Here is a 25,472-nt window from a genome sequence, read left to right on the forward strand (position 1 = left end):
AGGTAGAGCAGATATGCAAATTAAGCCAATCAAAACAGCAGAAGATAATCGCGCTGCCTTGGCACGTGTCGAACAACTTTGGGATGCTGAGCCAAACACACAAGAAGGTGATGAGTTAGAAGTGCTTGCCACTCTAATTGAAGCATTTGAAGAGGCTAATTATCCAATTGCACCGCCTGATCCAATCGAAGCAATCAAGTTCCGTATGGAGCAGCAAGGTCTAGAAGATAAAGACCTTGTGCCATTCCTCGGTCAGCGTAGTCGTGTCACAGAAGTTCTGAACCGTCAAAGACGATTATCTATCACAATGATCCGCAAGCTACACGATGGACTTAGAATCCCATTAGATAGCCTGGTGAAAGAGTATCAACTGGTTAAGTAGGCTTGAGAGCTATGCGAGAACTCAAACAGGTTCCCCAAAAAATAGTTTCCCCAACCAACAGCTTTATCACCGAAACGGCAGACTTTGGTAGCTTTGCTGCAGTGTTAGAACGCGAGTCACATAGTGACGAGTCTCGGCAATAGGCAGTTGCTGGGTGAGATAGTGCAATACTTGATCGTCGCTCATACTGTTGACGGTTAACACAAAGCTGGATAGGGAGTTCGTCTCAGCCATTAACCCCATCAAGCGGGTTAACCCGCAGTTATAGGCAGCAATGGTGATGGCGCGTCGTGCGCTATCGGATTGTATCGTCTTTAAATAGACCTGATTCAAGATGTAAAGGTAAGCGGTGCCAATGGTGATATTGGTGTCAGGCTGTAAGATCTGGGACAAGGAAAATGTCTTGCCGTTAAAATAGAATCTCGACACTTCCGCCACCGCACCATCAAACATCACCTGCATCAATCCGTAAGCGGGCGCTGCCGATTGCGCTTGAGGCTGAAAATAGCTCTCGGCGTGAATCACCGCCATCACCAGAGCGGGATCTTGTTGCCAATCGTCGGCAATGTTCTGCACCAAATCAATATATTGAATCGCCATATTTGAAGCGGATGCTTTGACGGGTTTAGGCTCGACACTGTAAAGCCGCAAAGGGGCTTTAAGTGACAAGGTCGGGCTTATTTTGTGGTGTGTTTTATCTTGGGATTGTGGCTTGGTCTCCGTAGTTTGGTGTGTTTTTTGGGAAATCGTGGCTAAGGGGCGCTTAAGTTGCAACTGCTTATCTTTCAATGAAGTCAAGGTGTTAGCCTCAACGGTGCTATTCAAGCACAGCATAAAAAGTGCCAGTATCCAGACGATACTTTTGTGAGTGACGTTGATTTTGTCATTAGAAATAGCGTCGCCAAGCTTGTTAGACGCTCGCGATGCAGCAAAAGGGAGACATACAGCACTGATTGAGAAAATTAGTACTTTTTTAAGTCTTGTAAGCGAGAGATTAATTCGCTTTGTCAATGACGTAATCTTTGATGAATCCATTGATGATACTGACCATATTGACAGTGGGCAGGCCAAATGAGTGAAGCGTAAACTTGCTTACCAAACAGCTCTGTGAAGTTGTTGATCGGTGCTAGGAGTTGCTTTTGATGATGGTTTTCGATTAGGTGGTGAGGCAAAAACGCGATGCCCTTGCGCGCGAGGCAGAGATCAATAACGGTACTGGCGTCATCCAGTTTCCAAATATTGTGTTGCGCGATGCCATTGAGATCGACGATATCTTCATAGCCATCAATCAGCAGTAGACGCACATGGTTTGCCGCTTGTTCTCTATTAAAATCCACATGCCCAATCCATTGACAATTGACCATAAACAGCTCGTCGATATTAAAGTTGAGTTCTGTTTTGTGATAGGGATTAGCGATCGCCATATCAATTCGTTGATCGTTGATAAAGCGAGCTAGAACATGGCTTGGCTTAGTAATAACGGTCAGTTCGGTATCGGGAAAGATTTCAGAAAATTCAATCAACACCTGCTTGACGTGATCGTTAAATACAAACGGGTCGATACCAATGCGGATCTTGACTTGCTCGTTATTGGATAGCGATGCCGCCACCGTTTGCAATTCCTGATATTTGGCGACGATAGGGCTGCTTAACTGAAAGATTTTTTTACCTCGGTCGGTCAGACAGAGAGGGGAAGTATTTCGTTCGATAAGACCGTATCCCAACTCATTTTCCAGAAATTTCACCCCACCACTGATGGTCGATTGGGATTTTCCTAACTTACGCGCCGCGGCACTAAAAGAGCCGTTAATGACAACACTATGAAATGCAATCAAGCTTTCAAAAGGTAGTTTCATACTCGTGGTTCTCTATACCGGATTAACGTCACCTTCGCGCCTTGGCTAATGGACAAGGCGAGCAAACAGCAAGTATTAGAACAAATAAGGTGTATGACATTTACCTTAATAGGTTAGTACCTTAGTTGATAGAACGCTTGTTGCACATTAGAGACTGGGCATTGTGAGTATGAGTCCGTTGTTGCCTAGCAAGCAAAATGCAACAAAATATGTGAAGTTGATCACGTTGTGGTTTGGTGGTTTTGATTTTTAATTAGCGTCGCAAATTAAGACGGTCACAGTCAACTTGCTGTTATATCGAAATAAAAAATAAATCTTACCCTACCTCTTTATGATTACCTTACGCAAAGCGATCAATAACACTATCGGTGTAACCGATAGTGTTCACTTATGAGACTTTGATCCTAGTCCTACTATTACCCATGCCAAGAGCAAACAGTCCAAAGAGGGAATTGTCATGATTACACGACTATTAGTAGTTTCAGCCAAAACTGTCAGAAATCTGCGAGGTGATGAGCGAGGGGTGACCGCGATTGAGTATGGCTTGATTGCCGTCGCAATGGCCGTCGTACTCGGTGTTGCGTTGGGAAGCGATGGGTTCTTAGGTCAACTCTCTACCGCGTTTAGTACCGTGAGTACAGAGATTTCAAACGTCAACACGTCAGCAACCGGTGGCGGTGGTGGTGGCGAAGTGGTTCCAGAGGAGTAATAGACTGAAACGATATAACGAGCGAAAAGTAACACTGGGTAAAATGGGAGTTGGGCTTGGTAGCAGAGCAAACACTTTTAGTCTCGGGATTGGTGATTTTATCGTGGGTTAGCTTAAGTGATATTCGCGCTCGCATTATTAGTAACCGTTTGGTCCTGATTACACTTTTTATTTCTCTACTTCTGTCTCTTATTTCACCCTTTTTGCTGACAGCGCATATCTACAGTGTGTTGTGTGCCGTCGCTTTATCGCTTGCCCTTTACGTTTTACGTGTGATGGGAGGCGGGGATGTCAAACTGATCGTTGCACTCTCGCTTGCCATTCCCGTTGACGCCTTAGCGGGTACCCTGTTGTTGACGACCTTGGTCGGTGGGGCTTTGTCACTGTTTTATTTAGTCAAATATCGCGTTTTTAAGTTGGTTTCAGTCGAAATGGGAGAAAGTGTTCCCTATGGCGTCGCTATCGCTGCCGGCTTTGGACTGACCATTTTTAATCTTTACATATAACAGGTGAAGTTATGAGGTCACGAATCATTGTGTTCGTAGCACTTCTCGCCATTCTAGTGGGTGGATACGGAATCTACGACAGCCTGACAACATCTAAATCTGTCACGCCACAAACGGTAACGCAGGCTCCAGAACCTAAACAGAATCAGCCGGAATACATTACGGTGTGGCGCTTAAAGCAGGACGTATCAAGAGGCGAGGCGATTAGCGGTGCCGCAGTGCAGCGTCAACAAATGGAGCTAACGCAAGCATTGGATTTGGGGATGCGTGCAGATGTGGAGTTGGATTTTAGTCCAACAACCCTATTCAACAGCGAATTAAAGGCAGGGGATTTGGTACAGCCAGAGCATCTGACCTTAGAATCCGATTCGGGTTATATCGACTTACTCGTCACTGAGGGCATGACCCTTTATCCGCTGGTGGTGAGCAATAAAAACCTCATTAGTGACTATATTCGTCCCGGTGAGCATATCGACATTCTCACCGTCAGTTCTCCCCGTTCAAATTTGTCAGGAGCGCAGGGAAAACCGAACCGTTTTCGCGGCGTGACCGCAACTCTGTTTTTACAAAACATCAAAGTCTTGAATATGGGCAGTGGCGATAACGAAGAAGATAAAGTTCGTCCTGCTGCGGGCAAACAAGACGATGGTTTTACCACGATTATTATCGAAATCCCGCCAAGTGAGGTGGCGCGTCTCGCCCTCGCTCAAAGAACTATGCACCTTGAGGTGTATCGCAGCCGAGAATATCAAGAACCCGTTTACGCCGATGTGCGAAACGTTATCGACAACTATGTGGGTGTTGAAGAGCTGCGCGGTTCAACCAGTCGTGGTCAAGGAGGTGAGCTGTGATAATGCCAATTATTCGTCCACTTTTTAGCCTCTTAGTCATCGGCTTGAGTTGTGTTTTGTTCAGTACCCAAACTCACTCGGCGGACGTTTATGTGACCGTTAACGACGCTAAAAACCTTGAGTTTCAAGAACGCATTACCAAGGTGTTTATTAGCGACCCAAACGTAGTCGATTATAACGTCATTAATGAAAACACCATTGTGGTGTTTGGCAAGCAAACGGGGCAAGCACGCCTGATGGTGTACGGTGCGTCAGAAAAACTGCTGCGCTCCGACCGTTTGATTGTCGACATCGACTTGACCTTAATACGCAGACAGATTGGGCTCCATTTTCCCGAAGCGGATGTAAAGATTGAATCGGTGGGAACGCAAGTGGCGGTCAGCGGTGTGGTCGCAACAGAGCAAGAGCGTGATGACATTTATCGCATGGTCGCCAATCTTCTTGGCCGAGAAAAAGTGGAACGATGGAATGGGGCGCAAAGCCTGAATTTCGATAGCAATGGTATCTCGGTGGATGAGAAGGAAAGTCTAATCTTCGCCCGCAATATGACTTGGCAAGGCATTATCGAGCGTCTCAAAGTCGCCACGGTGCAGCAGGTCAACGTTAAGATCTCCGTAGCGCAGGTAACGGAACGATTTGCGCAAACAGTCGGGGTTGATTGGTCATCGGTGGGTGCCAACGTGGGGGAGTTTCTGTTTCAACAATTTGAAGCGAGTGATCTCACCACCTTAATCACCGCTTTAGGCAATGAAAACGTGGCACAGGTATTAGCGGAACCCAATCTCACCGTCATATCCGGTGAATCTGCCAGTTTCTTAGTGGGTGGCGAGGTGCCTGTGGTGGTTTCCAACAACAGTAACGTCAACATCACCTTTAAAGAGTTCGGTATCAAGCTCGACCTCACCGCCAAAGTGCTGAGCGAAGATAAGATCCGTATGCAGCTATTTCCCGAAGTGAGTGAAGTGGAACGTTATATTCGTGCCGCTGGTTTGGAAGTGCCGCAATTGGCAACGCGTCGCGCGATGACCACGATTGAATTGGGCAATGGTGACAGCTTTGTCTTGGGTGGCTTGATGAGCAGTGTTGATTTCGAAGAGCTGCAAAAGACGCCATTGCTCGGCGATATTCCGGTGCTTGGAGCCGCATTTAGAAAATCGTCTACCGATAGACGACGCACCGAGCTGATTATTGTTGCTACCGTGAATCTGGTGAAACCGGTAAAAAACAAGCAAATTCAACTGCCCTATATTACCAAAACCAATACCTTACGTCGTTGGTTGAAAATCTCAGAGCCTGCGGCGACCAATCAAGGTTCCGATCCCACCATTGATCTGCTGTCAAAAGGAGGGTTTTTACAATGAATAGCGTCAAACTCCTAACCGCTCTGTTGCTGGTGATGACCCTTGGTTGCAGCGAACGATACTACAACGGCAAAGGTCACGAGACATTGGTCTACCCAGAAACCCATGTCTACCAGATCACCGCCAAGTCAAAGCAACAGACAGAGGCGCAACTGGAGCAGATTTTCCGTCGCGTCGATGAGATAGACTCCAATCCCAGCATCACGGTGGAATACCGCAATAACCGAGCCAAGGGCTATGCGCAAAATAGCATCCAATATGACCCAACGTTGGCGTATCGAGCGGAGTCCTTTGAGCTGAAACGTAATTCCTCATTAACTACGGATCTCAAGGTCACTATCACTTATCACACCATCGTGTCCAAGCCGTGTGCGCCGGCGCAAATCGAGAAAGATTTGTCGAGTATCAACTGCTTCTCTGAGTCTGCACGTAATCGCCATATCGCTAACAAGGAAAGCTTGCTGGAGGGAATCTGATGTTTGATATCACCAAAAATCTACCTGAAACAAAGCCAGAAGCGCCGATCCCACAAAGCAGCGGTCCAGAGGGATGCGCCTTGGTGTACCAAAGCCATGAGTGCCAAGTCTTGGTGGAAGAGCTGTTTACCTTTGAGGGCTGGCAAACCCCAAATAGTGTTAATCACAACAAAGCCGATAGCCATTTCTATGCCGGTCAAGAAAGCAACCTGATCATCTTTGAACTCAACCATTCCACCGATGTCGTCGCCGATGCCAGAGGGATTGCGTCAAAACTGCCCACGCATAAAGGGGTGATCATCATCGGTCAGGAAGACGCCATATCCACCTTGCGTGCTTTAAAAGAGATGGGTTTCTATTATGTGTTCTGGCCTATCAATAAACATGAGTTTGCGGAATTTGTCATGCACGTCGATAAAGATCTCCGTCGTCACGAGGGAGTCAGTAAAGAGCGTCGTGCGAAACGGGTTGCTGTGGTCGGCAGTAAAGGGGGCATTGGCACCTCGTTTATCGCGACCGAGTTGAGTGCAAAAATGGCTAGCCAAGGCGTGGATACGATACTGGTGGATCATCAGTATAACGACAGCAATATTGATGTGTTGCTGGGGTTAACTGACCATATGTCACGCTCGATTGATGAGCTTTCCGTTCCCCTACACGAATTGGACTTAGAGGGCGCGCTCAGTTACTTGACCAAAGTTGATGACGACCTGCGTCTGCTGTCGCTGCAAGGCGGTTCGAGCCAAGAAGATATTCTTAACTACAACCAAACGGTCTGTGACCTACTCAGTCGCAACACCAATTTTATTGTCGAAGACTTCTCGGGCAGTATTGATTTCCCAATTGATTGCAATCTATTAATCGACAATTACGATGTGGTGGTGATTGTCTCCGAGCCATCTATTTCAGCGATTCGTAAAGCGAAATCATTAATTGCTCAACTTGATGCGGTGCGCAGCGCCAAGCGTTGCCGAACGCGCATTATCACCATCGCCAATCACCACCGACCTGAAAGCAGCTTTGTGATCCCGAAAGCGGATATAGCCAAGTTCCTTGGCTCAAGCGTCGACCTTGATATTGATTACAGCAAGGCAATGTCGCATCTCCAAGTGGATGGTAAGCGAGTCTACAAACACGACCGCCATATTGGGCATGCCGTTGATCAACTGAGCCGTTTGGTGAATGGTCAATCTATCGACAATAAATCTTGGCTACAAAGGTTGGGATGGCGATGAGTACCAATAAAGAAATCTACGTTGCTTTTCGTTCTCAGATCTTTGAGGCGCTTGACCCTGAGGCGATTCAAACCTTAAGCCAGCAAGAAGTTGAGACTCAGATCCGCAACGCGGTCGAGGTGTTGGCAGGCAGTTTTGACCGTCCGATTACCGCCATCATGAAAGGCAGTTTGGTTAAGGGCATGATGGATGAACTGTTTGGCTTAGGACCGATTCAGCCTTTGGTTGATGACCAAGGCATTACCGATATTATGGTTAATGGTCCGAGTAACGTGTTTTATGAGCGGGACGGTAAACTGCATAAATCGGATATCCATTTTGTTAATGAAGAACAGGTTTTAGCCATTGCCAAACTGATTGCATCAAGGGTAGGGCGTCGTGTCGATGAACTCGCGCCGACCGTGGATGCCAGATTGGAAGACGGCAGCCGGGTTAATATTGTCATACCGCCGATTGCGCTTGATGGCACTTCCATCTCAATCCGTAAATTTCGCGAGAAATCTATCGGGATGGAAAGCTTGGTGGAATATGGATCTATGACACTCGATATGGCGCGTATTCTGTCGATAGCGTCGCGCTGCCGAATGAACATCTTAATCTCCGGTGGTACGGGTTCGGGTAAAACCACTTTGCTTAATGCGTTGTCGCAATATATCACGGAAGATGAACGTATCGTCACCATCGAAGATGCGGCAGAACTGCGACTTGAGCAACCCAACCTAGTCCGACTAGAGACCCGTGCCGCCAGTATTGAACAGACTGGTCGCATAACTCAGCGCGATTTGGTGATTAATGCGCTGCGTATGCGACCAGACCGCATCATATTGGGTGAGTGTCGTGGTCCAGAAGCATTCGAGATGTTGCAGGCGATGAATACCGGGCACGACGGTTCGATGTCGACGCTGCACGCCAACTCTCCCCGAGATGCCATTAGTCGTGTTGAATCTATGATCATGATGGCAAACCTCAACCAACCCCTCGATGCGATTAGACGCTCGATTGTCAGTGCGGTGCAACTGATTGTGCAGGTGAATCGTATGCGTGATGGCTCGCGAAAAGTCACCAGTATCAGTGAAGTGGTCGGTTTGGAGGGAGAGAGCGTGGTGATGGAAGAGTTGTATCGATTCGAGTACCACGAATCCGATTTTCAAGGCGAAGTACGCGGCGAATTTGTCACTGAAGGGGTGATGCAGCGCTCCGAGTTGGTGAGAAAATCGCAGTTCTTTGGTCTGTATCAAGAGCTGATGGGTTCATTCAGCGAAAGGAGGTTGGAATGATCTGGCTCTCTTTCGCACTGTTTGGGATCGTGGCGCTGTTATGGGCGACTGACTCTAAAGATAAAGTACGACGCTACTTCCCTGAGGCGGCGTCGGAAGAACCGCTCGCGTCAGCCATCAATGTGGGTATTTTAGCTCCACAAAACAGCCTCAAGCAGGCGAAAGAAAACTTTACCTTTTCCGCGCAATCACTCGGTCCAAGAGCAAACCTGTTTATTATTGTTTATACGCTTGGTTGCGCCGCACTGGCTTGGTATATCGGCTTTGCAATCTTGGTTAACCACGGCATTGTGGTGTCCTTTGCTTGCTTTTTGTTGTTGCTGTTTCTCGGCTATCGCTGGTTATTGGATCGCCGCCGTCGTCAATTCGAACAGACCTTTCCGGACGCCCTTAATATTCTGATGAGCGCAGTCACCGCCGGTGAGAGCTTGATGCAAGCTGTGAGTTTTGTCGGACAGAATCTGGATAACGAAATAGGCAGAGAATTTAAAAATATGGGTGACCGCCTCAAGCTGGGCGAAACTCCGGAAAAAGTGCTGGAGCGGGCAGCAAAACGTTTTCCCTATCCTGAGTTTATTTTCTTCACCGTTGCAGTACGCGCCAATATTACCCGAGGCGGTCAATTGAAAGGCGTGTTAGCCCGTCTGATCCGTGTCTTGGTTGATACCCGAACTATGGAAACCAAGAAAATGGCGATGACTTCTGAGGCGCGGATCTCGGCCAAGGTGGTGGCTGCGATACCGCTAATCTTTTCCATTATTTTGTATCAAGTAAACCCCGCCAATATCAATTTTATTCTCTATGACCCTGAGGGGTTTTGGGTTCTCTACTATGTGATTGGCAGTGAATTACTCGGGCTATTTATCGTCTGGTTATTGGTTAAGGCGGTGAAATTATGATCCTTGTTATCAGCGCGGTTGCCATTTTAATCGCCATCGGTTTGGTACTGTTGGAGATGCGCAGTCGCGGTCTACGCAATAAGCGGCTCAATCAATATATCGTCAAAAACCAACCATTAGCGCCGGTGCCAAGCAACCGTATTTTGATTGGTTTTGCTAAGGAAAGCCGCAAAGAACTGGAGCAAAAACTGCTGGACGCGGGCTATCACAATAAGAATCTGGCTCGTTACTATTTCCCTGCCAAGCTCGCTGTGGTGGTGATGGTTGGCATTGGCATCATGATGTCGTCAATGTTGTTACAGGATAAGTTGGTCATGATGTTGGCGGCGACGGTACTGACGATTTTGGTGCCGGATATGCTGCTTGAGATGAAGCGCCGCTATATGGTGCGCCGTATCTCTCGTGGTTTGCCGTATCTGCTGGATATGATGGCGGTGTGTGTTCAAACCGGTATGACCATTGAGGCGACCTTTTCCTATTTGCACAAAGAGTTGTACGTGTTTGATAAAAACCTCTGTTATCAAATTAAGAAAACCTCTGACGCCAGTAAAATTCTGGGACTTGAAAAGGCGCTCAACGATCTGAGCCTTCGTCTACCGTCCCCAGAGATGCAAAGCTTTGTGTTAACCATCATTCAAAACCTCCATTACGGCACATCGGTTGCCAATATCTTGAGTGATCTGGCGGAAGATATGCGTCGCATTCAGTTGCTTAGAGTAGAAGAGAAAGTCGGTAAATTAGCGGCGAAAATGAGTGTGCCGCTGATCTTACTTATCATGTTTCCCATCGTCATTTTGATCCTCGCCCCGGGCGTGATGCAGCTTGATATGAACTTCAATTTAGGTGGATAGCGATGACTATACGTAACTGGTTTTTATTGATGCTTGCTCCGTTGTTGGTGGCCTGTACTTCCAATCAGCAAGTTAGCGAGCAAGACATCGTCAACAGTATGCAACGGGTCGATAACTACGATGGTTTGATCTTGCATTACAAGGAGCAGTTACAGCGTAACAATAATGATCAAACTGCGGCGTTAAAACTGGCGCAGACCTACCTAGAAAAAGGCGATACGGAATCCGCCAAATTCTATGCTGATCACTTACTGTCTCAGGGTGTGAAAAATTGGCAACTGATGCAGTTGCGCGGTGAGATATACGACAAAGAGGCGAATTACGCCAAAGCGGTCACGCTCTATCAACAGTCGATTGCCATGGGCAACCAGTCGAGTGATGTACATGTGTTGCTGGGGATTGCCCATAGCAAACTGGACCAATTTTCTCAGGCGGAAGCACAGTTTAATCAAGCACGATTGAAGGGGCACAGTGACATGGTGATCAAGAATAATCTTGCGGTTATTTATCTTGCGCAAGGTGAGTATCAGCGAGTGACGGATCTCTTGATGCCGGTCTATAAGGACAATCCAACCAATCGAGCCGTGAAAGCCAACCTTGCTATTGCGCTATTCAAACAGGGTTTAGTTCAGCAAGCCCGAGAGCTGTTGAATCAAGATTATAGCGACTCGCAGGTGGCAGCGATTTCTCAACGACTCTATGACGTGGGAGGTTAGGTAAATGGTATGTCGGTTTGCAGAGTAAAACAGCGAGGCATCACAACCATTGAATTGGCGGTGGGGGCTATCGCGCTGATTATTACCACGTTAATGCTATTTGAGGCAGGGCATAAGATTTATGTCAGCAATTTAGTGGAGTTTGCGTTAAGAGAGACGATTAGAGATACCCAGATACACCAAGGTTCGGGTGTTCACCAGAGTTATCAAGATAAGCTTGATGGAGTGTTGCAACACGAAGGTCGGCTCTGGAGTTACCTCGTCGATGAACACAACTTTGAGTTAACCGGCGAGTATTTCAACTCTTACGCTGACTTTGTGGCAAACAATGGCTCGTCCATTGATGGCGAGATGTTCTTTAACGGCTATCCACTGGCGGAATTTACCCTCAGTTACCAATATCAGCCGATATTTAATCTGTTCGGTGACGACGGCGGCATGATTTCTCGCAGTACGGTGATTAACCTTGAACATGAGGGTTGGGAGTAGGTTATGCGTATCGCTAGACAGAAAGGGGCTTTTGCTATTGAACTCTCCATCGTGCTGGTGGTGTTAATGAGCATCTATCTGTTTATGACCGATATTAGCCACAAGCTCTTGGTGCAATCACAACTCGATCGCATCAGCTTTGCGTTGGTGAACGTGTTAAAAGAACGCACGCGTTATTACGCCGACCGAGATAATCTTAGCGAGCAAGATAGAGACGACATGCATGCCATCGCATCAAGAATGTTGAATATTGATGCCTCACAATTGGCAATCAGAATAGAAGCCCTCCACAACCAAAGCGCTTACGAAAGCTTTACCAGTGAGCGCTTTGACTCCTTGGGTTGCAGCGCACAACTGCTTAGTAACAAAACCGCATTGGTACCGACGGAGAATGGTACGGTTTATTCGCTCTATCAGGTGACGCTCTGTGAACAGAGAGATTCTTGGTATGACAACTTTTGGGGACGTGACGCAACGGACACTTTTACCATTACATCCACTTCAGTCGTGGCGGGGAGGTAACCATGGGTCGGTATCATGGATACAGTGGCAGAAGACGACAGTCTGGTGTTGCCGCAGTTTGGATGGCATTTACTTTAGTGCCAGTGTTGGGTATTTCATTTTGGGCGGTTGAAGGGACCCGTTATATCCAAGAAACCAACCGACTGAGAGATGGCGCACAGGCCGCTGCGTCAGCCGTGACCATCGCCAATGATCCAAGCGCTGCGGATAGTCTCGCCGCACTCTATATTAATCAGTACGCGCGAAGCCATAACAGTGCGGTGGTTACCGCGGTGCAGCAACATCAACTTGCCGACCCAGATAGCGGTCAAGAAGAGTGGATTCAGTACACGGTGGACGTGACCACCACGCATACCTCTTGGTTTGCTAATCAACTGATTCCTGCCTTTAATACGTCGGAAAACCTAACGGGTCAGGCGGTGGCGAAAAAGTATCCGCTGGTGTTGGGGGATAAAAATATCGACATTGTGTTTGTCTCAGATTTCTCGGGTTCGATGAGTTGGCGTTGGGGCAGTTCTCGCTCGTGTACCTCAACCTCTTGCAAAATCGAGGATCTCAAACAAGCGGTAAAATCGATTTCCGACAAGCTACTTTGCAATCAAGTCGGCACCGATGCGCAAACGGGCGAAGCGGTATGTGAAGATGAAGATCAAAGTAGCCTCGCGGATACGCTACTGAATAGAGTGGCGGTGATTCCGTTTAATATACGCACCCGTGAAAATCTGGCAGGCGCGAACTATACCGTCAGTCAACTGCGCTACCGTGATGATGTTGAAACCAATAATACCTCACTGCCTTATGATCAGGTCGATTGGAACTTTTGGCGCAGTTACAACCCGACAGATGTGCGTCGTTGTTCAAGACGCTCCAATCGCTGTCCGAGTGGCATCAATGATGCGCAAGATCAGGCAAACCGTATTGTCAGTGTATTTAATATTGGACGTAACACCGATGAAGATACCAGATTCTATGCGGATGTTTACGACTATGTCGATTTTCAAGGGACGGTCGACAATATGTTTACCTCAACCTTTCCCCAACAGACTACACACTATCAACTCAGTAGCATGGCGCTCTATAACGGTTACGGATCCACAGGGGTTCAATTTAGTAATATCCCGTTAACCAATGTGCGAGCGTCTATCGACGCGATAGATAGTATGTCGGCTAATGGCAATACAGCGGCATTTCAGGGCATGTTAAGTGGTTTTCAAGCCATGGCCGCAGGTCGCCCTGACACCGAGGATGAAGAAGAATTAGCCGAATACCAAGAGAAGATCAAAATGGTGATCGTGTTAAGTGACGGTGTGGAAAGTCCGGAAAATGGTATTTTGCCTGCCTTAGTCAATCAAGGATTATGCGATAAAGCCCGTGAAGCTATCCCAGGTTTATATATTGCGGTGATTGGTATTGATTTTGCGGCTTCGGAGCAAAGCGGTTTCCAAGACTGTGTATTGAATGTCAATGAAGACATTATTGATGTCGAAAATACTGATGAATTTATTGAGAAGCTAGAGGAGCTGATTCGAAAAGGCTCTCAAGGTGTTGGCGAAACTCGACTGTATGGATAACGATTATGCAAAAAAACAGATTATGGTTACTCAGCCTGACTTGCTTCACCAGCTCCGTGTTGGCTGACAATCTTAGCGAACAGATCACCGAGTATTGCGACGCTAAAGGGTATGAGTATTCTCATACGATTCAGGTGGGTGAGGTTCATGGCGTCGCAACCCATAGGCAAGGTTATATGCAGATTAATGACAGCAGCAACGATCCTGAATTACGCGCACAACTGGCGCGGTTGTCGGCATTGATCACCGAACAGTCCGATTGTCTGACCTATATTTCGAATCTAGGGATTGCGTCTTTTGACCAAAGTGATGACAAGGGTAACTTAGTGGCGCGAGTCCAGTTTGATTTTGATAAATATCAACTTACTCCGTTGGCGAACCGTGTGCTGTCTCAAGTCGCAGCACAATTGGCGACAACCGGAGTGCAAGTGGTGGTGGAAGGTCATACCGATTGGGTCGGCTCTGATGCCTATAATCAAGCATTAGGACTGAAACGCGCTGAAGCGACCGCGGCTAAGTTGTATCAGCAAGGAGTGGAGAAACAAAATACCACCATAAAGTCCTTGGGTGAGAACGAGCCCATCGCCAGTAATAAAACCCAACAAGGTCGAAGTCAGAATCGACGGGCGGATGTGTATATTCCAAACCTAGAGACTGATACCAAACCGTGATAATGAAAAGGCGGGCACATAAGAGAATGGGCCCGCCTTTCATATGTAACAGAGTGGCATTGAGTCGCTATTGAGCAAATATCTCAGGAATTAATTGCGCTAACTTGTCTGCCAGTTTTATATGCTGATCTACGTGCCAGTGCAGACCCTCTTTCTCACAAGGGGTGACGGTGCTGGAAGCATCGAAAAAGTGGCAGCCTAACTCATTGGCACGTAATCGGTAAAAGTGCCCTAGTTGTTTGGATTTTTCTTCCGCACCGGTAAATCCTTCTTTATTCGGATCCGCTTCGTAAACGTGAGGTGGCGCGATCAATAGCACCTCAGGTGCTTTTTCCATATAGGCATGTTTGAAACTCTGCGTTACTTGTACCAAACGCGCCGCGCCTTTTGAGATGTCACTGGCGGTTAGATTAAAGCGTGACTTAAGATCATTGGTGCCCAATAAAATAATGACATAGTCTGGATGATGGGTTTCTAAGCACGGAAGCAGGTAATCTAATCCCTTCTTACCCGGATCAAATGGGTCATCTAAAACCGTGTTACGTCCATTTTGTCCCTCTTCAATGATGCGATAACCCGAAGGTAATCTTGCTTGCAACAAGGTCGGCCAACGTTCCTGCTCAGTGTAGCGGCGCGGTTCGGACGGTGAGTAACCCCAAGTGTTTGAATCACCAAAGCATAGAATTGTTTTCATTGGTTGTCTCCAGAAAAATGATGTTGCCAACATACTAAACTAATGACATAAACGCACTGTTTGAAACAAGTCAATTAAAGGCAAAGAGAGCGGGTTTTTCTCCTATCGCTCGCTTCTGTTCTGCAAAGAGTCGTGATCGTTATTCTCTGATGCTGGCAAATTATGCTGCCTTACTCAATTTTACGGCTGGCTCGCGTTCCGCAGGGTTTGCATCTCTTGAGTATCAAATTGCTCAGCATAGCGAGCGATGTCGGCAAACATGTGATGGGATATTCCTTGTCGCCATAAATCATCAGGAATGTGTTCAAAGGTTGCATAGAACGCTTCACTGATCTGCATATTTAGCGAGGCGATATCATCCAGTCTGATGTTAGCGATACTATCGAGTAAACGCAGCGGCATGGGCTCGGCATTGGCATCAATATTGGTGCTGAGAGTGGCATTAAGTCGCTCGTTGGGTAACAAGTATGGCGTTTGATGATCACCCAATTGGTAGTGCCTTTTTAACAGCATGTATTTGTTGGGCAGACTCACCGTTGAGTCCCACCATACGCCATCGACGACGTTTAATGCTTCACGAGACGTCGGTTTATCGACAATCTGTAACTTGGTGAGCGTGGCGTTTAACCAGATAGACAGCTGTTTATTGTACTCTTGCTCGCTCAACATGGTTTGATTTTCAATCAGCTTAAGCGTCAGTGTCGCGCCTAACATATTGGAGTAGAGATCTTCGAGCGAATAGGCAGAGACGCGTTCCGAAAATGGCGCAAAGCTGGTGTAGCCGTGCCATTGAGCGATCTCGTGCGACTCCGCTTTAAAATAGGCGAGACGAGCGGATAAGTGGGCGGCAATGGTCCACTGATCATGGTCGCTGAGTTCAGAAGTATCAAACGGTTTCATCTCAATGTAGCGACGTCCTAACTCAGGCACAAGTTCGATAGTGTGCGCCTGCCCAAGGTGGGCAAGCACCTCGAAAAAGAGACCGATGGTGTCATCGGCGGTATCGCGAACATGGGCAAGGTCAATAAAGCCGCCTCTTTGGGTATAGAAGATGCCATTGTTTTCGCCGCCATAGGTATTGAGAACGGATGTTGACGATGAGGTAAACGAATACACGCCAGCGGCAAAGGTGTGTGGACCGATCTGCTCTAAATCAATGACATTATTGACTCGGAAAAACGGGATCGGGACACCCACAAAAGTCACCTTCTGTTTATCGCCAAAGGCACAGCAAGGACGGACATTACTAGGCGCAGTGATGTCAGGGTATGAATCCGCGTGGATTTGACCGCTCCAAGCTTGTTGAGGCTGAGCATCAAGTGTGGATACCAATTGCTGTTGGCTAGGTTCGACATAGGTATTCCAATGACCGCTTGAACATGCGGATAATAGGCTGACCAAAGACAATACTGCTAGCTTGTTACATTTTTTGATAACCATAACTAAAACGCCTCATTGATGGCAAAGTAAAACCCGCTTTCATCGTTACCCAATCCATAATCTAAGCGCAGGTTGACGTTCTTTTTAATCTCAAACCGATAACCAACCCCTAGTGTGGTTCGCCATGGGTCATCGCCGAGTTGGTTAAATTCATCCGCCAGCGTACCCGCACCCGCCCAATACACCATGCCATGTCGACCAGCCAGTGATTGGCGATACTCAACCTGCATCATCAGCAGATTTTTATCGCGATATCGACCTTCCTCATAACCACGCAGCGCTGCGGCGCCACCAAGCAGCGCCATCTGATCCCAACTGACATCACCGACGTTGGATTCCGCTTTCAGTTGCCATGCCAATACATCATCGAAAGCGGCAATCGGCAGATAGTCACTGTAAACAAACTCAAGACGATAGAAGTCGTTGTCAGAGCCAAAGGCTTGGTCAAATTGGGTATAGTCGAGCTTGACCAAGCGCCCTTGTGTGGCGTTAAGCGCAAAGTCTCTTGAGTCATAAGCTAGGCTTACAGTCACGCCCGAATGAGTTTGCCGTTGCGGAAAGCTCTGTTCGCTATCGGCGTCGAGTTGGGTCTCTGACGCTGTATTCGATGACAAGTTAAAACCTGCCCCTAGATAGGTGTTGCTCAAGATTTGATATTGACCAAGTACCGAGAACCCATAAGTGCGGCGGTTATAGTCTTCACGCTGCCCATTGATTCCCGCATCCATGCCGATGCCGTAATAGATATCCGGCGAATCGACCAATTGTGCATTGATCGCAAGGCGGTATTGGTCACGGGAAAAATAGTTAACGTTTTCAATGTGAACACCATACGCGCCATTGACTGACCCAAACCCGCTGAGCGTGAATGAACTGGGTTGGGTTGTATGATCATCGGCATCGACTTGATACAAACCAACGGCAGAAACACCAATACCAAAACTTTTTTCCGGCGTATAAAAAGGTCCAGGCATAACACTCCAGTCAATGCCTTTACTCGGGTCATACTGACCGTCAGCACCGAGCGCCAGTAACGTATCCTCTAACCAAATTTGGTAACGCTGATAGAGCGTGGCGGAATCGTTTTGTTCATTGACTTGTTGATTCAGTGAGTCGTTCGCTTGTTCAGCCGCGACAAACAGAGGGATGACACACAGAGCTAGCCCTAAAGCACGAATATTGTTCATAGTGTTATTCTCAGAATCGCTTACCAAGAGAGATAAACGCCGATGAGCGCTCACCAAAACCAAATTCGGTTAAGATCTCCCATTCGTGACGAAACTGGAATTGAGCGCCAGTGATAAAATTCCATTTATCTTCGGTTCTTTGGCTCACTTCAAAACGAGTGCCATCGGTGAGGGGACCACCGTTAAAACCTAATGCATTGACGTCACCAGAGAGAAATTGCTGCACATCTTGATACATGCCACCAATATAGACTCGAAGTTCGTTACCGTCGTTATAAGTCCAGCGGTGACCAAAACGCGGCGCGGCAACGAGTGTTTTGATATCGCCGTCGATCACATTGAGAGAGGTGTAGGTATAGTTGATATCAAGAATCGAAAACCAGTTGTCCACGCCTCCGGCGAAAGTCACACCTGCGCCATAGGTCGTGCCTTTCATATCGAGGGTGAAGTTGGCATTGTCCAGTTCGACCTTGTTGCCAGCCACGGTTATTGAGTCGATTTTTGCGGTGCTTTTTGCCTCGGTATAGCCCAAAATGCCGTAGAGGTTCATAAATGGGAATACCCAAACATCGCCACGCAGCGTGATATTTGAACCAGTAAAATCGGCATGTTTTGCTTCGATATCGTCGACTAAACCACCCGCAAATCCGCCGTTGATATCGATGCTATCGACAATAATCGGATTGCTCATATCCATATATGAAATAGAAAAACCGTAAGGTTTTGGCAGCGTGTATCCGCGTTCATATGCCTCTTCTCCCCAGATTGGGAAAAAAGAGTCTTGAGCCAGAGTTGATGCAGAGAATAAAGAAAGTAACGCGATGAAGAATGATTTTTTCATAATGGATAGATTGTTCAAATTAGAGCTCGTGAGCTGGTTACACTTACAATAAGTTACAATTCATCCATAAAAGTACTGCGTAGTTTGCTAAAAGCTGAGGTCCATACAAAACAGGTTTAACGCCTATTGAGCCCTATTAAACCTTGCAGGATATAATAGGGTCAAAGAGAGTTTTCCATTCTTTGTTGCGTATATTCAGTAACTTAAAATTATTGTCATCAAGGGTCTGAGATTGCAACATTAACAGCCATATCAGGCTATTAGTATTATTTACCCTTGAGTGCGTGGTCAAACATGATTAAAAATGCAAATTAACATTAAACGTTGAGCATTAAAAAAAGCAGATGCCGGTTTGACGCCTGCTGTTTTGTATGTCCGGTATATATTTAATCATTATGTTGGGATCTAATCGTCACCACCCACAACGAAGATGACATCCTAATGATGAAACGATACTAATACCAACCACAAAATGTATAACAATGTAACGAAACGTCAGTGCTGTTAATATTCATTACGCAGAAACTTAAATCGTGTGATTTCGCTTATTGACGGACTAGCAATGTTATCTGTAAATGCTTGTGGCAAAAATGAATAAGAGATATTCATTTTTGCATCGCAACAGGAAGGGAAGTCCATCGTCTAAGATCGTCTTTCGTTGAGATGTGCTCGCGAGCACACACCGTTTTGTTGATCGTTAAACACTTAGGGGGTTGACGGCAGTGTGTTGACATTAATTTGCTGAAAGAATTGACGCAGCACTTGATGAATACGCTGGTTCATTGGGTCGTTTCGTTTGGATCTCAAATATCCGCCAGAGATACCAAGCTTTTGCATTTCCTTTGGGATCGCAGGTAGGGGGTAGCAAGCCAGTTCTTTGTGGTGGGAGATCAAATAGCTGCTGCTAAATTTAATAGCGTCAGAGTGCAGCAGTTTATCCATAATGATGGGAATACTGTGAGTTGTTAATACGATATCGGGTTGATAACCTTTAGTTAAATATAACTCATCGTATATGTCGTATTTCCCTCGAGTATCCGATGATTGCAGTTTTACTAAGGGCAGTTGGTGGATGTCTGTCCAAGCACTCGATTGAATGAGCACCGGATGGTCTTTACGCGCGACTAAACAGATTTCCATTTCTGTTAACGTTTGAGTGTAAATCTCTTGGGGCAGAGGGAGCAAACTGTAATGGAGCATGTAGTCAATCTGTCTGTCCAGCATTTTATCCAATGAGGTTTCTTGCCAGTGGTTGAGTTTTAACTTTGCTTGAGGAAAGACTTCACTAATGGCGCGGTGAATGCCGGGACCAAACACCTCCAATAGGCTCAATTCTGCACTGATGGTGATCAGACCGTCATAACTGTCTGAATCAAAGGTTTGATAGTTTTGAATGACTTCTTCAAAAGGGAGGAGCATGTTGTCAGCAACCGCTGCCAGTTGTTGTGCTAACTCGGAAGCTTCGATGCCGTGAGACTTACGGTTAAAAAGCTGATCGCCAAACGTCTCTTTTAGCTTGGCAACACCGCGGCTGACACTGGTTTGGGAGATGCCGAGTAAGACGGCGGTACGTGAGGTGCTTCCCGTTTTAACTAGAGTTCTTAGTAACTTTAGAAGGTTTAAATCCATCTCTTCAAGTGACGATTTCATCGTTCGCTACCGTTCAATATTGTTTCTCAGAATAATACACTAGCGACACAGTGAAACGACAATAAAAAATGGCGATCAGTTTTTAAAATCAAAATGGGGATAGCGGACGCGGATGCGTTTCTGCTCATCCAGCAGACGCTTAAAAGTCACCTGCTGGCTCAATGTCAATACGACGTGATCGTCGTTACGCTTAATCATTTGCGCTTGTATTGAATCAGTCTCTCCATCGCTGTAAGTAATGGTGGCTCCAAATGGAGAGGCAACGGTAAATGCCTTGGCATCCATTTCGATGCTGATATTGGTTTCTGAAAGTTGCAGAATAGAAAATTGCCCGTGAGTAGAAGCCAGAACAGGGCGCATATCGGTCGGGTACTTGAGCCGAAAATGACGTCGCTGATTGTCGTTTGTCATAAGCATCCTTGCGTAGCGTGATGAATATAAATGGTTTAGTACAGGCGTTAAGAGATTCAAGTTGAGTTTGTCCAAGTCCAATCAGGTATAAAGTCATTCGCTTTTATGAGAAAAGTATCAATAAGACCTTTGCAGATAAGCAAGCGAGGTCTAGTGTTTAATAGCGTGCTGAAACACGTAGTGAACATGACTTAACAAAAGGATGCGAATGATGAAGATTCTACTCGCCACTCTATCAAGCTTAATGCTGCTGTTAACGCCTTCTCTCGGATGCGCTGGGGGACATGAGGGCAAGCCACCTTCGTTTGAAACGCTCGACACCAACGGTGACGGCATGATCAGTAAGGATGAGGCCAAGGGCAAACTCGCTGATCACTTTGACAAATTGGATAAAGATGGCGACGGCTATCTGAAGCCTGAAGATATGCCTAAGCCACCGAAAATGGAAATGGAAATGGATTATTGATTTTGCTCAGACTCAAGTAAAACGCCTGCAGGGAGTTTGAACCCTGTAGGCTGTGCCGAGTGGGTATTATTAGGTCGCGTGGGTATAACTAGAGCCGCGTAGGTATAATTATGGTCATATAGGTGCACTTCTAGGATATTCATATCGGATCATAGTTAGCATCCTGCGACTTTCGACTCAGTTAACAACACACTCTGTTCGGAAAGGATGCGCACACTTCACCATCAACTTAACTATCTAAAATAACTCAATATTTTGTTATCTTCATATTTTCTTCACAGTTCCCTGGCGACTTCAGTGTAAAATATACTGTGCGGTAATTTTGAGCTATTGTTATTTTCTATAAAATTACGCTAAAGTTTGCCGCCTATCAGCCAATAATAATTCTATCAGTTACATTTATGGGTCTTATGCTCACGCAGGCAGCGTAGCTTTAGCCAAAGTAAGACACTAGGAGGTCTCGTTGAAAATCTCACTGATTCAACGCATCATTCTCGGTTTTGTCATCATTATGGTGGCATTACTTGCAATTAGTTTTTCTAACTATCGTTCCAATATCAAGATGGCGTCTCAGTTAGATTTAACGGCATCAACACTGCCAAATATGCTGGATCAGTCAAATAGCTTGATGCAACACCTATACAGCGCCAACCGTTTGGTTTTAGTGCATGCGAATCAAAGCTCCCTTCAAGAGCGTGAGCAACTGCGTACCCAATTCAACCAGTCGGTAGCGAATTATGACGCGCTAAAGAGCAAGCTATACAGTGATTTTAAGACCTACCCTGACCTTAAAGCCGAATTGGATGGGATTGATAAAGTCTCACAATCACTATTTGGCAACGCGTTGCAGCAGTTATCAATCCATGACCAACGGGTTGATGCTAGCTCTAAGGCATCTCAAGGTGTGCAACACTTTGATGAAGAGTGGATCTTCTTCGACCAAGATATGCAGGATCTCGCTTACGATGCAAAAGATAACGGTGATGACCAAACCGCATGGAACAGCGAGTATATTTTAGCTCAAGGGCGTGCCGCATCTTCATACCTGAAAAACGTGCCAGGGATTTTTGAAGTAGAAGAGTTGCAGCGTTACCAAAATGAATTGGTTGCAACCTTGGGTCGCATCAATGAAAAAGCGAGTTCAGTGATGGCGGTGAGTGAGGAAACTCGAGAAACCGTTGGCTTTTACTTAGCGCTGTTGGAAAAGGAGATCGCTTCACCAGAGGGGTCGGTACAGCAACAGGTGAACTATGTGCAATTAAATCAACAAAGTAGTGAGTTGCTCAACAAGCTATCTGCCGATATGACAGCGCTAGAGCAAGAATTTGCTGCTTTGGCTCAGTCGATACGCCAATTGTCTAGCCAATCGGTATTGCAGGCAGAAGGGGATTCACAACAAGCACTCAGCATTAATGCTGCACTGGCGTTAGTATCGTTGTTGGTGGCGATCACGGTAGCGATTACGGTGATTAGTGCCATTAGAAAGCCGCTGGATGAAATCACTTACGCACTTGATGCGCTTGGCAAAGGGGATCTTACTCATCGCGTTGAGCCAAAATTCAGCTCTGAAATGAACCATATCGTTCATTCGGTCAATGAACTGTCAGATAACCTGAATAAATTGATTAACCAGATCCAATCGTCAGTGCAAACCATGGGGCAGGTAGCACAAGAGACGCTTGATATCAGCCAAAAAACACACACGGATATTGATAAGCAGCGCCTAACCACAGATTCGGTTGCGACCGCTGTCACTGAAATGGAATCTGCGGTCCATGAAGTCGCTAGTCATGCCAGTGACACCAGCAGTGAAGTGGAAGCGCTTAGCCAACTTGCCCAGCAAAATATGCAGGGTATGGCAACCAACGTGACTTTTGTCGCGCAGCTAAAATCTTCTCTAGACGAAGCAACGTCAATTATTGACGAACTGTCGAAGGAATCGAATCAAATCAGTGACATCTTGACGGTGATTCAAGGCATTACTGAGCAGACCAACCTACTCGCCCTTAATGCGGCTATTGAAGCGGCGCGAGCGGGCGAGCATGGACGCGGTTTTGCGGTTGTTGCGGATGAAGTGCGCACACTCGCCAATCGTTCGGGTCAATCTGCGAGTGAAATTAGTGAATTGATCATTCGCCTGCAAGCGAAAGCCAGCCAAGCGGTCACGATTGTGGGTGAGAATTTGGACCATGCTGATAAGTCGGTTCAACAAACCAATGAGTCGAGTGAGTCGCTAGAAAGAATGGTAGAGAGACTCACTACAATCAATGATATGAGTCGCGCCATTGCAACCGCATCAGAACAGCAGAGCAGTGTAGCGAAAGAGGTCGCAGAGAACATTATTGGTATCTCGGACATGGCAAAAAGTATTGCTCAAGACACTGAGAGATCGGCAACGATTAGTGAGTCGTTAAATGGTATCTCAAGCGAGCAAGCCAAATTAGTCAGCACTTTTAAGGTGTCTTAGCCGACTATTATTGGAGCATTGTCATTACCGACCATAAAGAACCGAACGTGAAGACGTTCGGTTCTTTTTTACCAACGGTGGCTTAAGCATAAAAATCCCCACCAACAACGTTGATAGGGATTGTCGATTAGCTGCAAGTTGCAAGATCATTTGGGACTTTCTTAAGGTTCATTCTTAGCGTTTATCTAAGGTCACTATCTTGACGGCATCGCTAGAGACTCAATCAAAAAGCATCAGTCCCGCTTACCAAAATACACGGTACAGCCGTAGAAAATAAAACCGACCACAATAACGCCAATCATCCAAATATCAGTTTGACTCATTTTTCTTCCTCCGAATTGCGGTTGATTATCTTAGCGATGATGACCGAAATGACGACTATGGAGAGAATCATGGTCAGAGCATCAAAAAACAGTTCTGCTGCAAAGTTCATACTGGTTTCCTCCTAGTGAGAGTGAGTGGGTGTTGCGTGTTGGGGGCGGAACATTGCTGGTCGGGCATTGTTGGTAAGCGACAGCAATACGACGGTCAATATCAGAGATACGACGGCTGTGATATGGGCATTTTGTAGTGGTGCTGCCATTGGAATGGCATCAATAATGGCGTGTTTGATTGGGGTAATTGTCCATGCGAGGTTACATGTCCACGAGATTAAAAGGACAGCCGCCGATACATTGGCATCACGTTTCCAGAATAGACCAGCCACAGTGACAAAGAACAACGGTGCTAACCAAGCAAACAACCAGTTAATCGCTGGTACAATTGCAGGTTGGTTGAAGAAAGTGAGTACCGCTCCAACGACCCCAAAAAGAACAATCAAACGCTGAATGGTTTTCTTTTCTTCCAGCGGTGTCATCGCGTGCTTCTGGTTCGCTTGAATAATGTCTTTGGTAAAGATGGTGGCTGGTGCCAATACCGTCATCGCGTAAGTAGAAAGCAATGCGCCAATAAAGCCGGCCTGAAGCAAGACAACTAGCCAAGTTGGAAGTAGCTTGACCACGAGCGTTGCACCCGCGAGTTTTGGACCGAGATCAGCGAACTCTGGAATGGTAAAGGCAGCGAGACCGACTAATACAGGGAACACGCCAAAGATACCGTTGATAGGGGCTGAAATCCAAATGGAGCGGCGAATGACGTTTTCATCCTTTGCTGACATCGCAGCGGCCATACCTTGTTGGTTAACGGATTGCGAGAATACGACGGAGAATACGGTGGCAATACCAAAGCCAAACAGTAGGTCGGGTGTACCAAAGATACTCAGTTTAAATTCTTGCCCGTTATCAATATAGAACTGGCGCACGCCATCCCAACCTTCGGGTAATACAAAGCCCAGATAAATACTCGCCACTAAAATCGAACTATACATAACCACAGCATTGACCAGATTGACCCACATGGTTTGCTTTATCCCACCCATTGTGACGTAGGCTAAGCCTAAAAAAGCGCCAATAATGATCGATGTCGGCAACGACCAACCACTGGTAGCAGACAGAGCAATGCCTATGGCTTGCGTTTCCAAAGAAACCAGACCGAACACCACCATGCCACTCACACATGCGGTGAGGTTGCGCATTTGTTTACCAAACATATTGCCTTGCAGTTCGGGAATGGTAGCGCAACCTAATCGTCTTACCCAACGCCCCGTACCAAGACAGATAACACACATTAATATGGTATGAGCAAAACAGAACCAGAGGGCGACGGCGCCCATTCCATAGGACATTTCCATCAGTCCGTAAACGTGCGCGGACCCAAGGTAGGTAATAGCGAGCGTGACGGAGAACATTGCCATATTGGCATCGGCACCACCACGTGCCATGTCAGTGACTTGTCCAGATGCTTTATCTCTGTGGCTTAGATACCAGCCAATTCCGCCAATCACGACGATATTGTAAATTAGTACCATTAGCAATACTGAGTTCATAATAACGACCTCTTTATTCA

General features: G+C 46.5%; 26 protein-coding genes. 17 read left to right on the forward strand and 9 right to left on the reverse strand.

Going from position 1 to position 25,472, the window contains the following annotated elements:
• Positions 1-13 precede the first annotated feature (13 nt).
• The gene (locus L9Q39_RS15920) at positions 14-382 is read left to right on the forward strand and encodes a helix-turn-helix domain-containing protein (RefSeq protein ID WP_237486081.1); all 369 of its coding nucleotides are present in this window, start codon (positions 14-16) and stop codon (positions 380-382) included.
• A gap of 66 nt (positions 383-448) precedes the next feature.
• On the opposite strand, the gene L9Q39_RS15925 is transcribed toward L9Q39_RS15920, so the two are convergent.
• Both L9Q39_RS15925 and L9Q39_RS15930 read right to left on the reverse strand, forming a co-directional pair.
• Positions 449-1,216 carry a transglycosylase SLT domain-containing protein gene (locus L9Q39_RS15925; RefSeq protein ID WP_237486082.1) on the reverse strand — a complete coding sequence of 256 codons (768 nt, stop codon included), beginning with the start codon at positions 1,214-1,216 and terminating at the stop codon, positions 449-451.
• Between the two features lie 173 nt (positions 1,217-1,389).
• Positions 1,390-2,238, reverse strand: coding sequence for a LysR family transcriptional regulator (locus L9Q39_RS15930; RefSeq protein ID WP_237486083.1), 849 nt, complete (start codon positions 2,236-2,238; stop codon positions 1,390-1,392).
• A 457-nt stretch (positions 2,239-2,695) separates the two neighbouring features.
• Between L9Q39_RS15930 and L9Q39_RS15935 the strand changes: the two genes are divergently transcribed.
• The 14 genes from L9Q39_RS15935 to L9Q39_RS16000 are packed head-to-tail and all read left to right on the forward strand — an operon-like array spanning position 2,696 to position 14,372.
• Positions 2,696-2,947: a Flp family type IVb pilin gene (locus L9Q39_RS15935; protein WP_237486084.1), complete on the forward strand. Its 252-nt coding sequence runs from the start codon at positions 2,696-2,698 to the stop codon at positions 2,945-2,947.
• 56 nt (positions 2,948-3,003) lie between these two features.
• On the forward strand, positions 3,004-3,453 hold the full coding sequence (locus L9Q39_RS15940) for an A24 family peptidase (protein WP_237486085.1): 450 nt from the start codon (positions 3,004-3,006) through the stop codon (positions 3,451-3,453).
• An 11-nt stretch (positions 3,454-3,464) separates the two neighbouring features.
• Positions 3,465-4,304, forward strand: a complete 840-nt coding sequence (gene cpaB / locus L9Q39_RS15945) for a Flp pilus assembly protein CpaB (RefSeq protein WP_237486086.1) — start codon at positions 3,465-3,467, stop codon at positions 4,302-4,304.
• Between the two features lie 2 nt (positions 4,305-4,306).
• Positions 4,307-5,665: a type II and III secretion system protein family protein gene (locus tag L9Q39_RS15950; RefSeq protein WP_237487047.1), complete on the forward strand. Its 1,359-nt coding sequence runs from the start codon at positions 4,307-4,309 to the stop codon at positions 5,663-5,665.
• Entirely contained in the window at positions 5,662-6,141 is a 480-nt protein-coding gene (locus L9Q39_RS15955; RefSeq protein WP_237486087.1) for a hypothetical protein, read from the forward strand. The genes L9Q39_RS15950 and L9Q39_RS15955 overlap by 4 nt, the downstream gene beginning before the upstream one ends.
• Positions 6,141-7,376, forward strand: coding sequence for a CpaE/TadZ family protein (locus L9Q39_RS15960; RefSeq protein ID WP_237486088.1), 1,236 nt, complete (start codon positions 6,141-6,143; stop codon positions 7,374-7,376). The genes L9Q39_RS15955 and L9Q39_RS15960 overlap by 1 nt, the downstream gene beginning before the upstream one ends.
• On the forward strand, positions 7,373-8,653 hold the full coding sequence (locus tag L9Q39_RS15965; RefSeq protein ID WP_237486089.1) for a TadA family conjugal transfer-associated ATPase: 1,281 nt from the start codon (positions 7,373-7,375) through the stop codon (positions 8,651-8,653). The genes L9Q39_RS15960 and L9Q39_RS15965 overlap by 4 nt, the downstream gene beginning before the upstream one ends.
• Positions 8,650-9,552: a type II secretion system F family protein gene (locus L9Q39_RS15970; protein WP_237486090.1), complete on the forward strand. Its 903-nt coding sequence runs from the start codon at positions 8,650-8,652 to the stop codon at positions 9,550-9,552. Before L9Q39_RS15965 ends, L9Q39_RS15970 begins: the two co-directional genes overlap by 4 nt.
• Complete coding sequence (locus L9Q39_RS15975) at positions 9,549-10,403, forward strand: type II secretion system F family protein (RefSeq protein ID WP_237486091.1); 855 nt, start codon at positions 9,549-9,551, stop codon at positions 10,401-10,403. The genes L9Q39_RS15970 and L9Q39_RS15975 overlap by 4 nt, the downstream gene beginning before the upstream one ends.
• Positions 10,404-10,405: 2 nt before the next feature.
• On the forward strand, positions 10,406-11,119 hold the full coding sequence (locus tag L9Q39_RS15980; protein WP_237486092.1) for a tetratricopeptide repeat protein: 714 nt from the start codon (positions 10,406-10,408) through the stop codon (positions 11,117-11,119).
• A 9-nt stretch (positions 11,120-11,128) separates the two neighbouring features.
• On the forward strand, positions 11,129-11,608 hold the full coding sequence (locus L9Q39_RS15985) for a TadE/TadG family type IV pilus assembly protein (protein ID WP_237486093.1): 480 nt from the start codon (positions 11,129-11,131) through the stop codon (positions 11,606-11,608).
• Between the two features lie 3 nt (positions 11,609-11,611).
• Positions 11,612-12,130 carry a tight adherence pilus pseudopilin TadF gene (tadF, locus tag L9Q39_RS15990; RefSeq protein WP_237486094.1) on the forward strand — a complete coding sequence of 173 codons (519 nt, stop codon included), beginning with the start codon at positions 11,612-11,614 and terminating at the stop codon, positions 12,128-12,130.
• Between the two features lie 2 nt (positions 12,131-12,132).
• Positions 12,133-13,701 (forward strand): TadE/TadG family type IV pilus assembly protein, encoded by a 1,569-nt coding sequence (locus tag L9Q39_RS15995; RefSeq protein WP_237486095.1) that lies wholly within the window; start codon positions 12,133-12,135, stop codon positions 13,699-13,701.
• Between the two features lie 5 nt (positions 13,702-13,706).
• Positions 13,707-14,372 (forward strand): OmpA family protein, encoded by a 666-nt coding sequence (locus tag L9Q39_RS16000; protein ID WP_237486096.1) that lies wholly within the window; start codon positions 13,707-13,709, stop codon positions 14,370-14,372.
• 67 nt (positions 14,373-14,439) lie between these two features.
• Here L9Q39_RS16000 and L9Q39_RS16005 read toward each other — a convergent pair whose 3' ends face one another.
• The 6 genes from L9Q39_RS16005 to L9Q39_RS16030 all read right to left on the reverse strand — a co-directional run bounded on the left by L9Q39_RS16005 (position 14,440) and on the right by L9Q39_RS16030 (position 20,595).
• Positions 14,440-15,066 (reverse strand): SGNH/GDSL hydrolase family protein, encoded by a 627-nt coding sequence (locus L9Q39_RS16005; protein WP_237486097.1) that lies wholly within the window; start codon positions 15,064-15,066, stop codon positions 14,440-14,442.
• A 180-nt stretch (positions 15,067-15,246) separates the two neighbouring features.
• A complete protein-coding gene (locus L9Q39_RS16010; protein ID WP_237486098.1) occupies positions 15,247-16,506 on the reverse strand; it encodes a DUF4056 domain-containing protein in 1,260 nt (419 codons plus the stop codon).
• 2 nt (positions 16,507-16,508) lie between these two features.
• Positions 16,509-17,693: a BamA/TamA family outer membrane protein gene (locus L9Q39_RS16015; protein WP_237486099.1), complete on the reverse strand. Its 1,185-nt coding sequence runs from the start codon at positions 17,691-17,693 to the stop codon at positions 16,509-16,511.
• 10 nt (positions 17,694-17,703) lie between these two features.
• A complete protein-coding gene (locus tag L9Q39_RS16020) occupies positions 17,704-18,534 on the reverse strand; it encodes a porin family protein (protein ID WP_237486100.1) in 831 nt (276 codons plus the stop codon).
• A gap of 705 nt (positions 18,535-19,239) precedes the next feature.
• Positions 19,240-20,184 carry a LysR family transcriptional regulator gene (locus L9Q39_RS16025; RefSeq protein ID WP_237486101.1) on the reverse strand — a complete coding sequence of 315 codons (945 nt, stop codon included), beginning with the start codon at positions 20,182-20,184 and terminating at the stop codon, positions 19,240-19,242.
• A 75-nt stretch (positions 20,185-20,259) separates the two neighbouring features.
• Positions 20,260-20,595 carry a hypothetical protein gene (locus tag L9Q39_RS16030; RefSeq protein ID WP_237486102.1) on the reverse strand — a complete coding sequence of 112 codons (336 nt, stop codon included), beginning with the start codon at positions 20,593-20,595 and terminating at the stop codon, positions 20,260-20,262.
• A 208-nt stretch (positions 20,596-20,803) separates the two neighbouring features.
• Between L9Q39_RS16030 and L9Q39_RS16035 the strand changes: the two genes are divergently transcribed.
• Together L9Q39_RS16035 and L9Q39_RS16040 are read left to right on the forward strand one after the other, a co-directional pair.
• Positions 20,804-21,061 carry a hypothetical protein gene (locus L9Q39_RS16035; RefSeq protein ID WP_237486103.1) on the forward strand — a complete coding sequence of 86 codons (258 nt, stop codon included), beginning with the start codon at positions 20,804-20,806 and terminating at the stop codon, positions 21,059-21,061.
• Between the two features lie 463 nt (positions 21,062-21,524).
• A complete protein-coding gene (locus L9Q39_RS16040; RefSeq protein ID WP_237486104.1) occupies positions 21,525-23,528 on the forward strand; it encodes a methyl-accepting chemotaxis protein in 2,004 nt (667 codons plus the stop codon).
• A 445-nt stretch (positions 23,529-23,973) separates the two neighbouring features.
• Here the strand turns inward: L9Q39_RS16040 and L9Q39_RS16045 are convergent, their stop codons facing one another.
• Positions 23,974-25,452, reverse strand: a complete 1,479-nt coding sequence (locus tag L9Q39_RS16045; protein WP_237486105.1) for a sodium:solute symporter family protein — start codon at positions 25,450-25,452, stop codon at positions 23,974-23,976.
• Positions 25,453-25,472 lie beyond the last annotated feature (20 nt).

It is taken from the genome of Vibrio hippocampi (genome assembly GCF_921292975.1).
GTDB classification, from domain to species: Bacteria; Pseudomonadota; Gammaproteobacteria; order Enterobacterales; family Vibrionaceae; genus Vibrio; species Vibrio hippocampi.

Coding starts and splice junctions, on each gene's coding strand:
- L9Q39_RS15960 (WP_237486088.1), top strand. CDS start 6,141: ATGTTTGATATCACCAAAAATCTACCTGAAACAAAGCCAGAAGCGCCG.
- L9Q39_RS15965 (WP_237486089.1), top strand. CDS start 7,373: ATGAGTACCAATAAAGAAATCTACGTTGCTTTTCGTTCTCAGATCTTT.
- L9Q39_RS15970 (WP_237486090.1), top strand. CDS start 8,650: ATGATCTGGCTCTCTTTCGCACTGTTTGGGATCGTGGCGCTGTTATGG.
- L9Q39_RS15920 (WP_237486081.1), top strand. CDS start 14: ATGCAAATTAAGCCAATCAAAACAGCAGAAGATAATCGCGCTGCCTTG.
- L9Q39_RS16005 (WP_237486097.1), bottom strand. CDS start 15,066: ATGAAAACAATTCTATGCTTTGGTGATTCAAACACTTGGGGTTACTCA.
- L9Q39_RS15975 (WP_237486091.1), top strand. CDS start 9,549: ATGATCCTTGTTATCAGCGCGGTTGCCATTTTAATCGCCATCGGTTTG.
- L9Q39_RS16045 (WP_237486105.1), bottom strand. CDS start 25,452: ATGAACTCAGTATTGCTAATGGTACTAATTTACAATATCGTCGTGATT.
- L9Q39_RS16020 (WP_237486100.1), bottom strand. CDS start 18,534: ATGAAAAAATCATTCTTCATCGCGTTACTTTCTTTATTCTCTGCATCA.
- L9Q39_RS16035 (WP_237486103.1), top strand. CDS start 20,804: ATGATGAAGATTCTACTCGCCACTCTATCAAGCTTAATGCTGCTGTTA.
- L9Q39_RS16000 (WP_237486096.1), top strand. CDS start 13,707: ATGCAAAAAAACAGATTATGGTTACTCAGCCTGACTTGCTTCACCAGC.
- tadF (WP_237486094.1), top strand. CDS start 11,612: ATGCGTATCGCTAGACAGAAAGGGGCTTTTGCTATTGAACTCTCCATC.
- L9Q39_RS15955 (WP_237486087.1), top strand. CDS start 5,662: ATGAATAGCGTCAAACTCCTAACCGCTCTGTTGCTGGTGATGACCCTT.
- L9Q39_RS15980 (WP_237486092.1), top strand. CDS start 10,406: ATGACTATACGTAACTGGTTTTTATTGATGCTTGCTCCGTTGTTGGTG.
- cpaB (WP_237486086.1), top strand. CDS start 3,465: ATGAGGTCACGAATCATTGTGTTCGTAGCACTTCTCGCCATTCTAGTG.
- L9Q39_RS16010 (WP_237486098.1), bottom strand. CDS start 16,506: ATGGTTATCAAAAAATGTAACAAGCTAGCAGTATTGTCTTTGGTCAGC.
- L9Q39_RS16025 (WP_237486101.1), bottom strand. CDS start 20,184: ATGAAATCGTCACTTGAAGAGATGGATTTAAACCTTCTAAAGTTACTA.
- L9Q39_RS16030 (WP_237486102.1), bottom strand. CDS start 20,595: ATGACAAACGACAATCAGCGACGTCATTTTCGGCTCAAGTACCCGACC.
- L9Q39_RS15950 (WP_237487047.1), top strand. CDS start 4,307: ATGCCAATTATTCGTCCACTTTTTAGCCTCTTAGTCATCGGCTTGAGT.
- L9Q39_RS16015 (WP_237486099.1), bottom strand. CDS start 17,693: ATGAACAATATTCGTGCTTTAGGGCTAGCTCTGTGTGTCATCCCTCTG.
- L9Q39_RS15930 (WP_237486083.1), bottom strand. CDS start 2,238: ATGAAACTACCTTTTGAAAGCTTGATTGCATTTCATAGTGTTGTCATT.
- L9Q39_RS15985 (WP_237486093.1), top strand. CDS start 11,129: ATGTCGGTTTGCAGAGTAAAACAGCGAGGCATCACAACCATTGAATTG.
- L9Q39_RS15925 (WP_237486082.1), bottom strand. CDS start 1,216: ATGCTGTGCTTGAATAGCACCGTTGAGGCTAACACCTTGACTTCATTG.
- L9Q39_RS15935 (WP_237486084.1), top strand. CDS start 2,696: ATGATTACACGACTATTAGTAGTTTCAGCCAAAACTGTCAGAAATCTG.
- L9Q39_RS15995 (WP_237486095.1), top strand. CDS start 12,133: ATGGGTCGGTATCATGGATACAGTGGCAGAAGACGACAGTCTGGTGTT.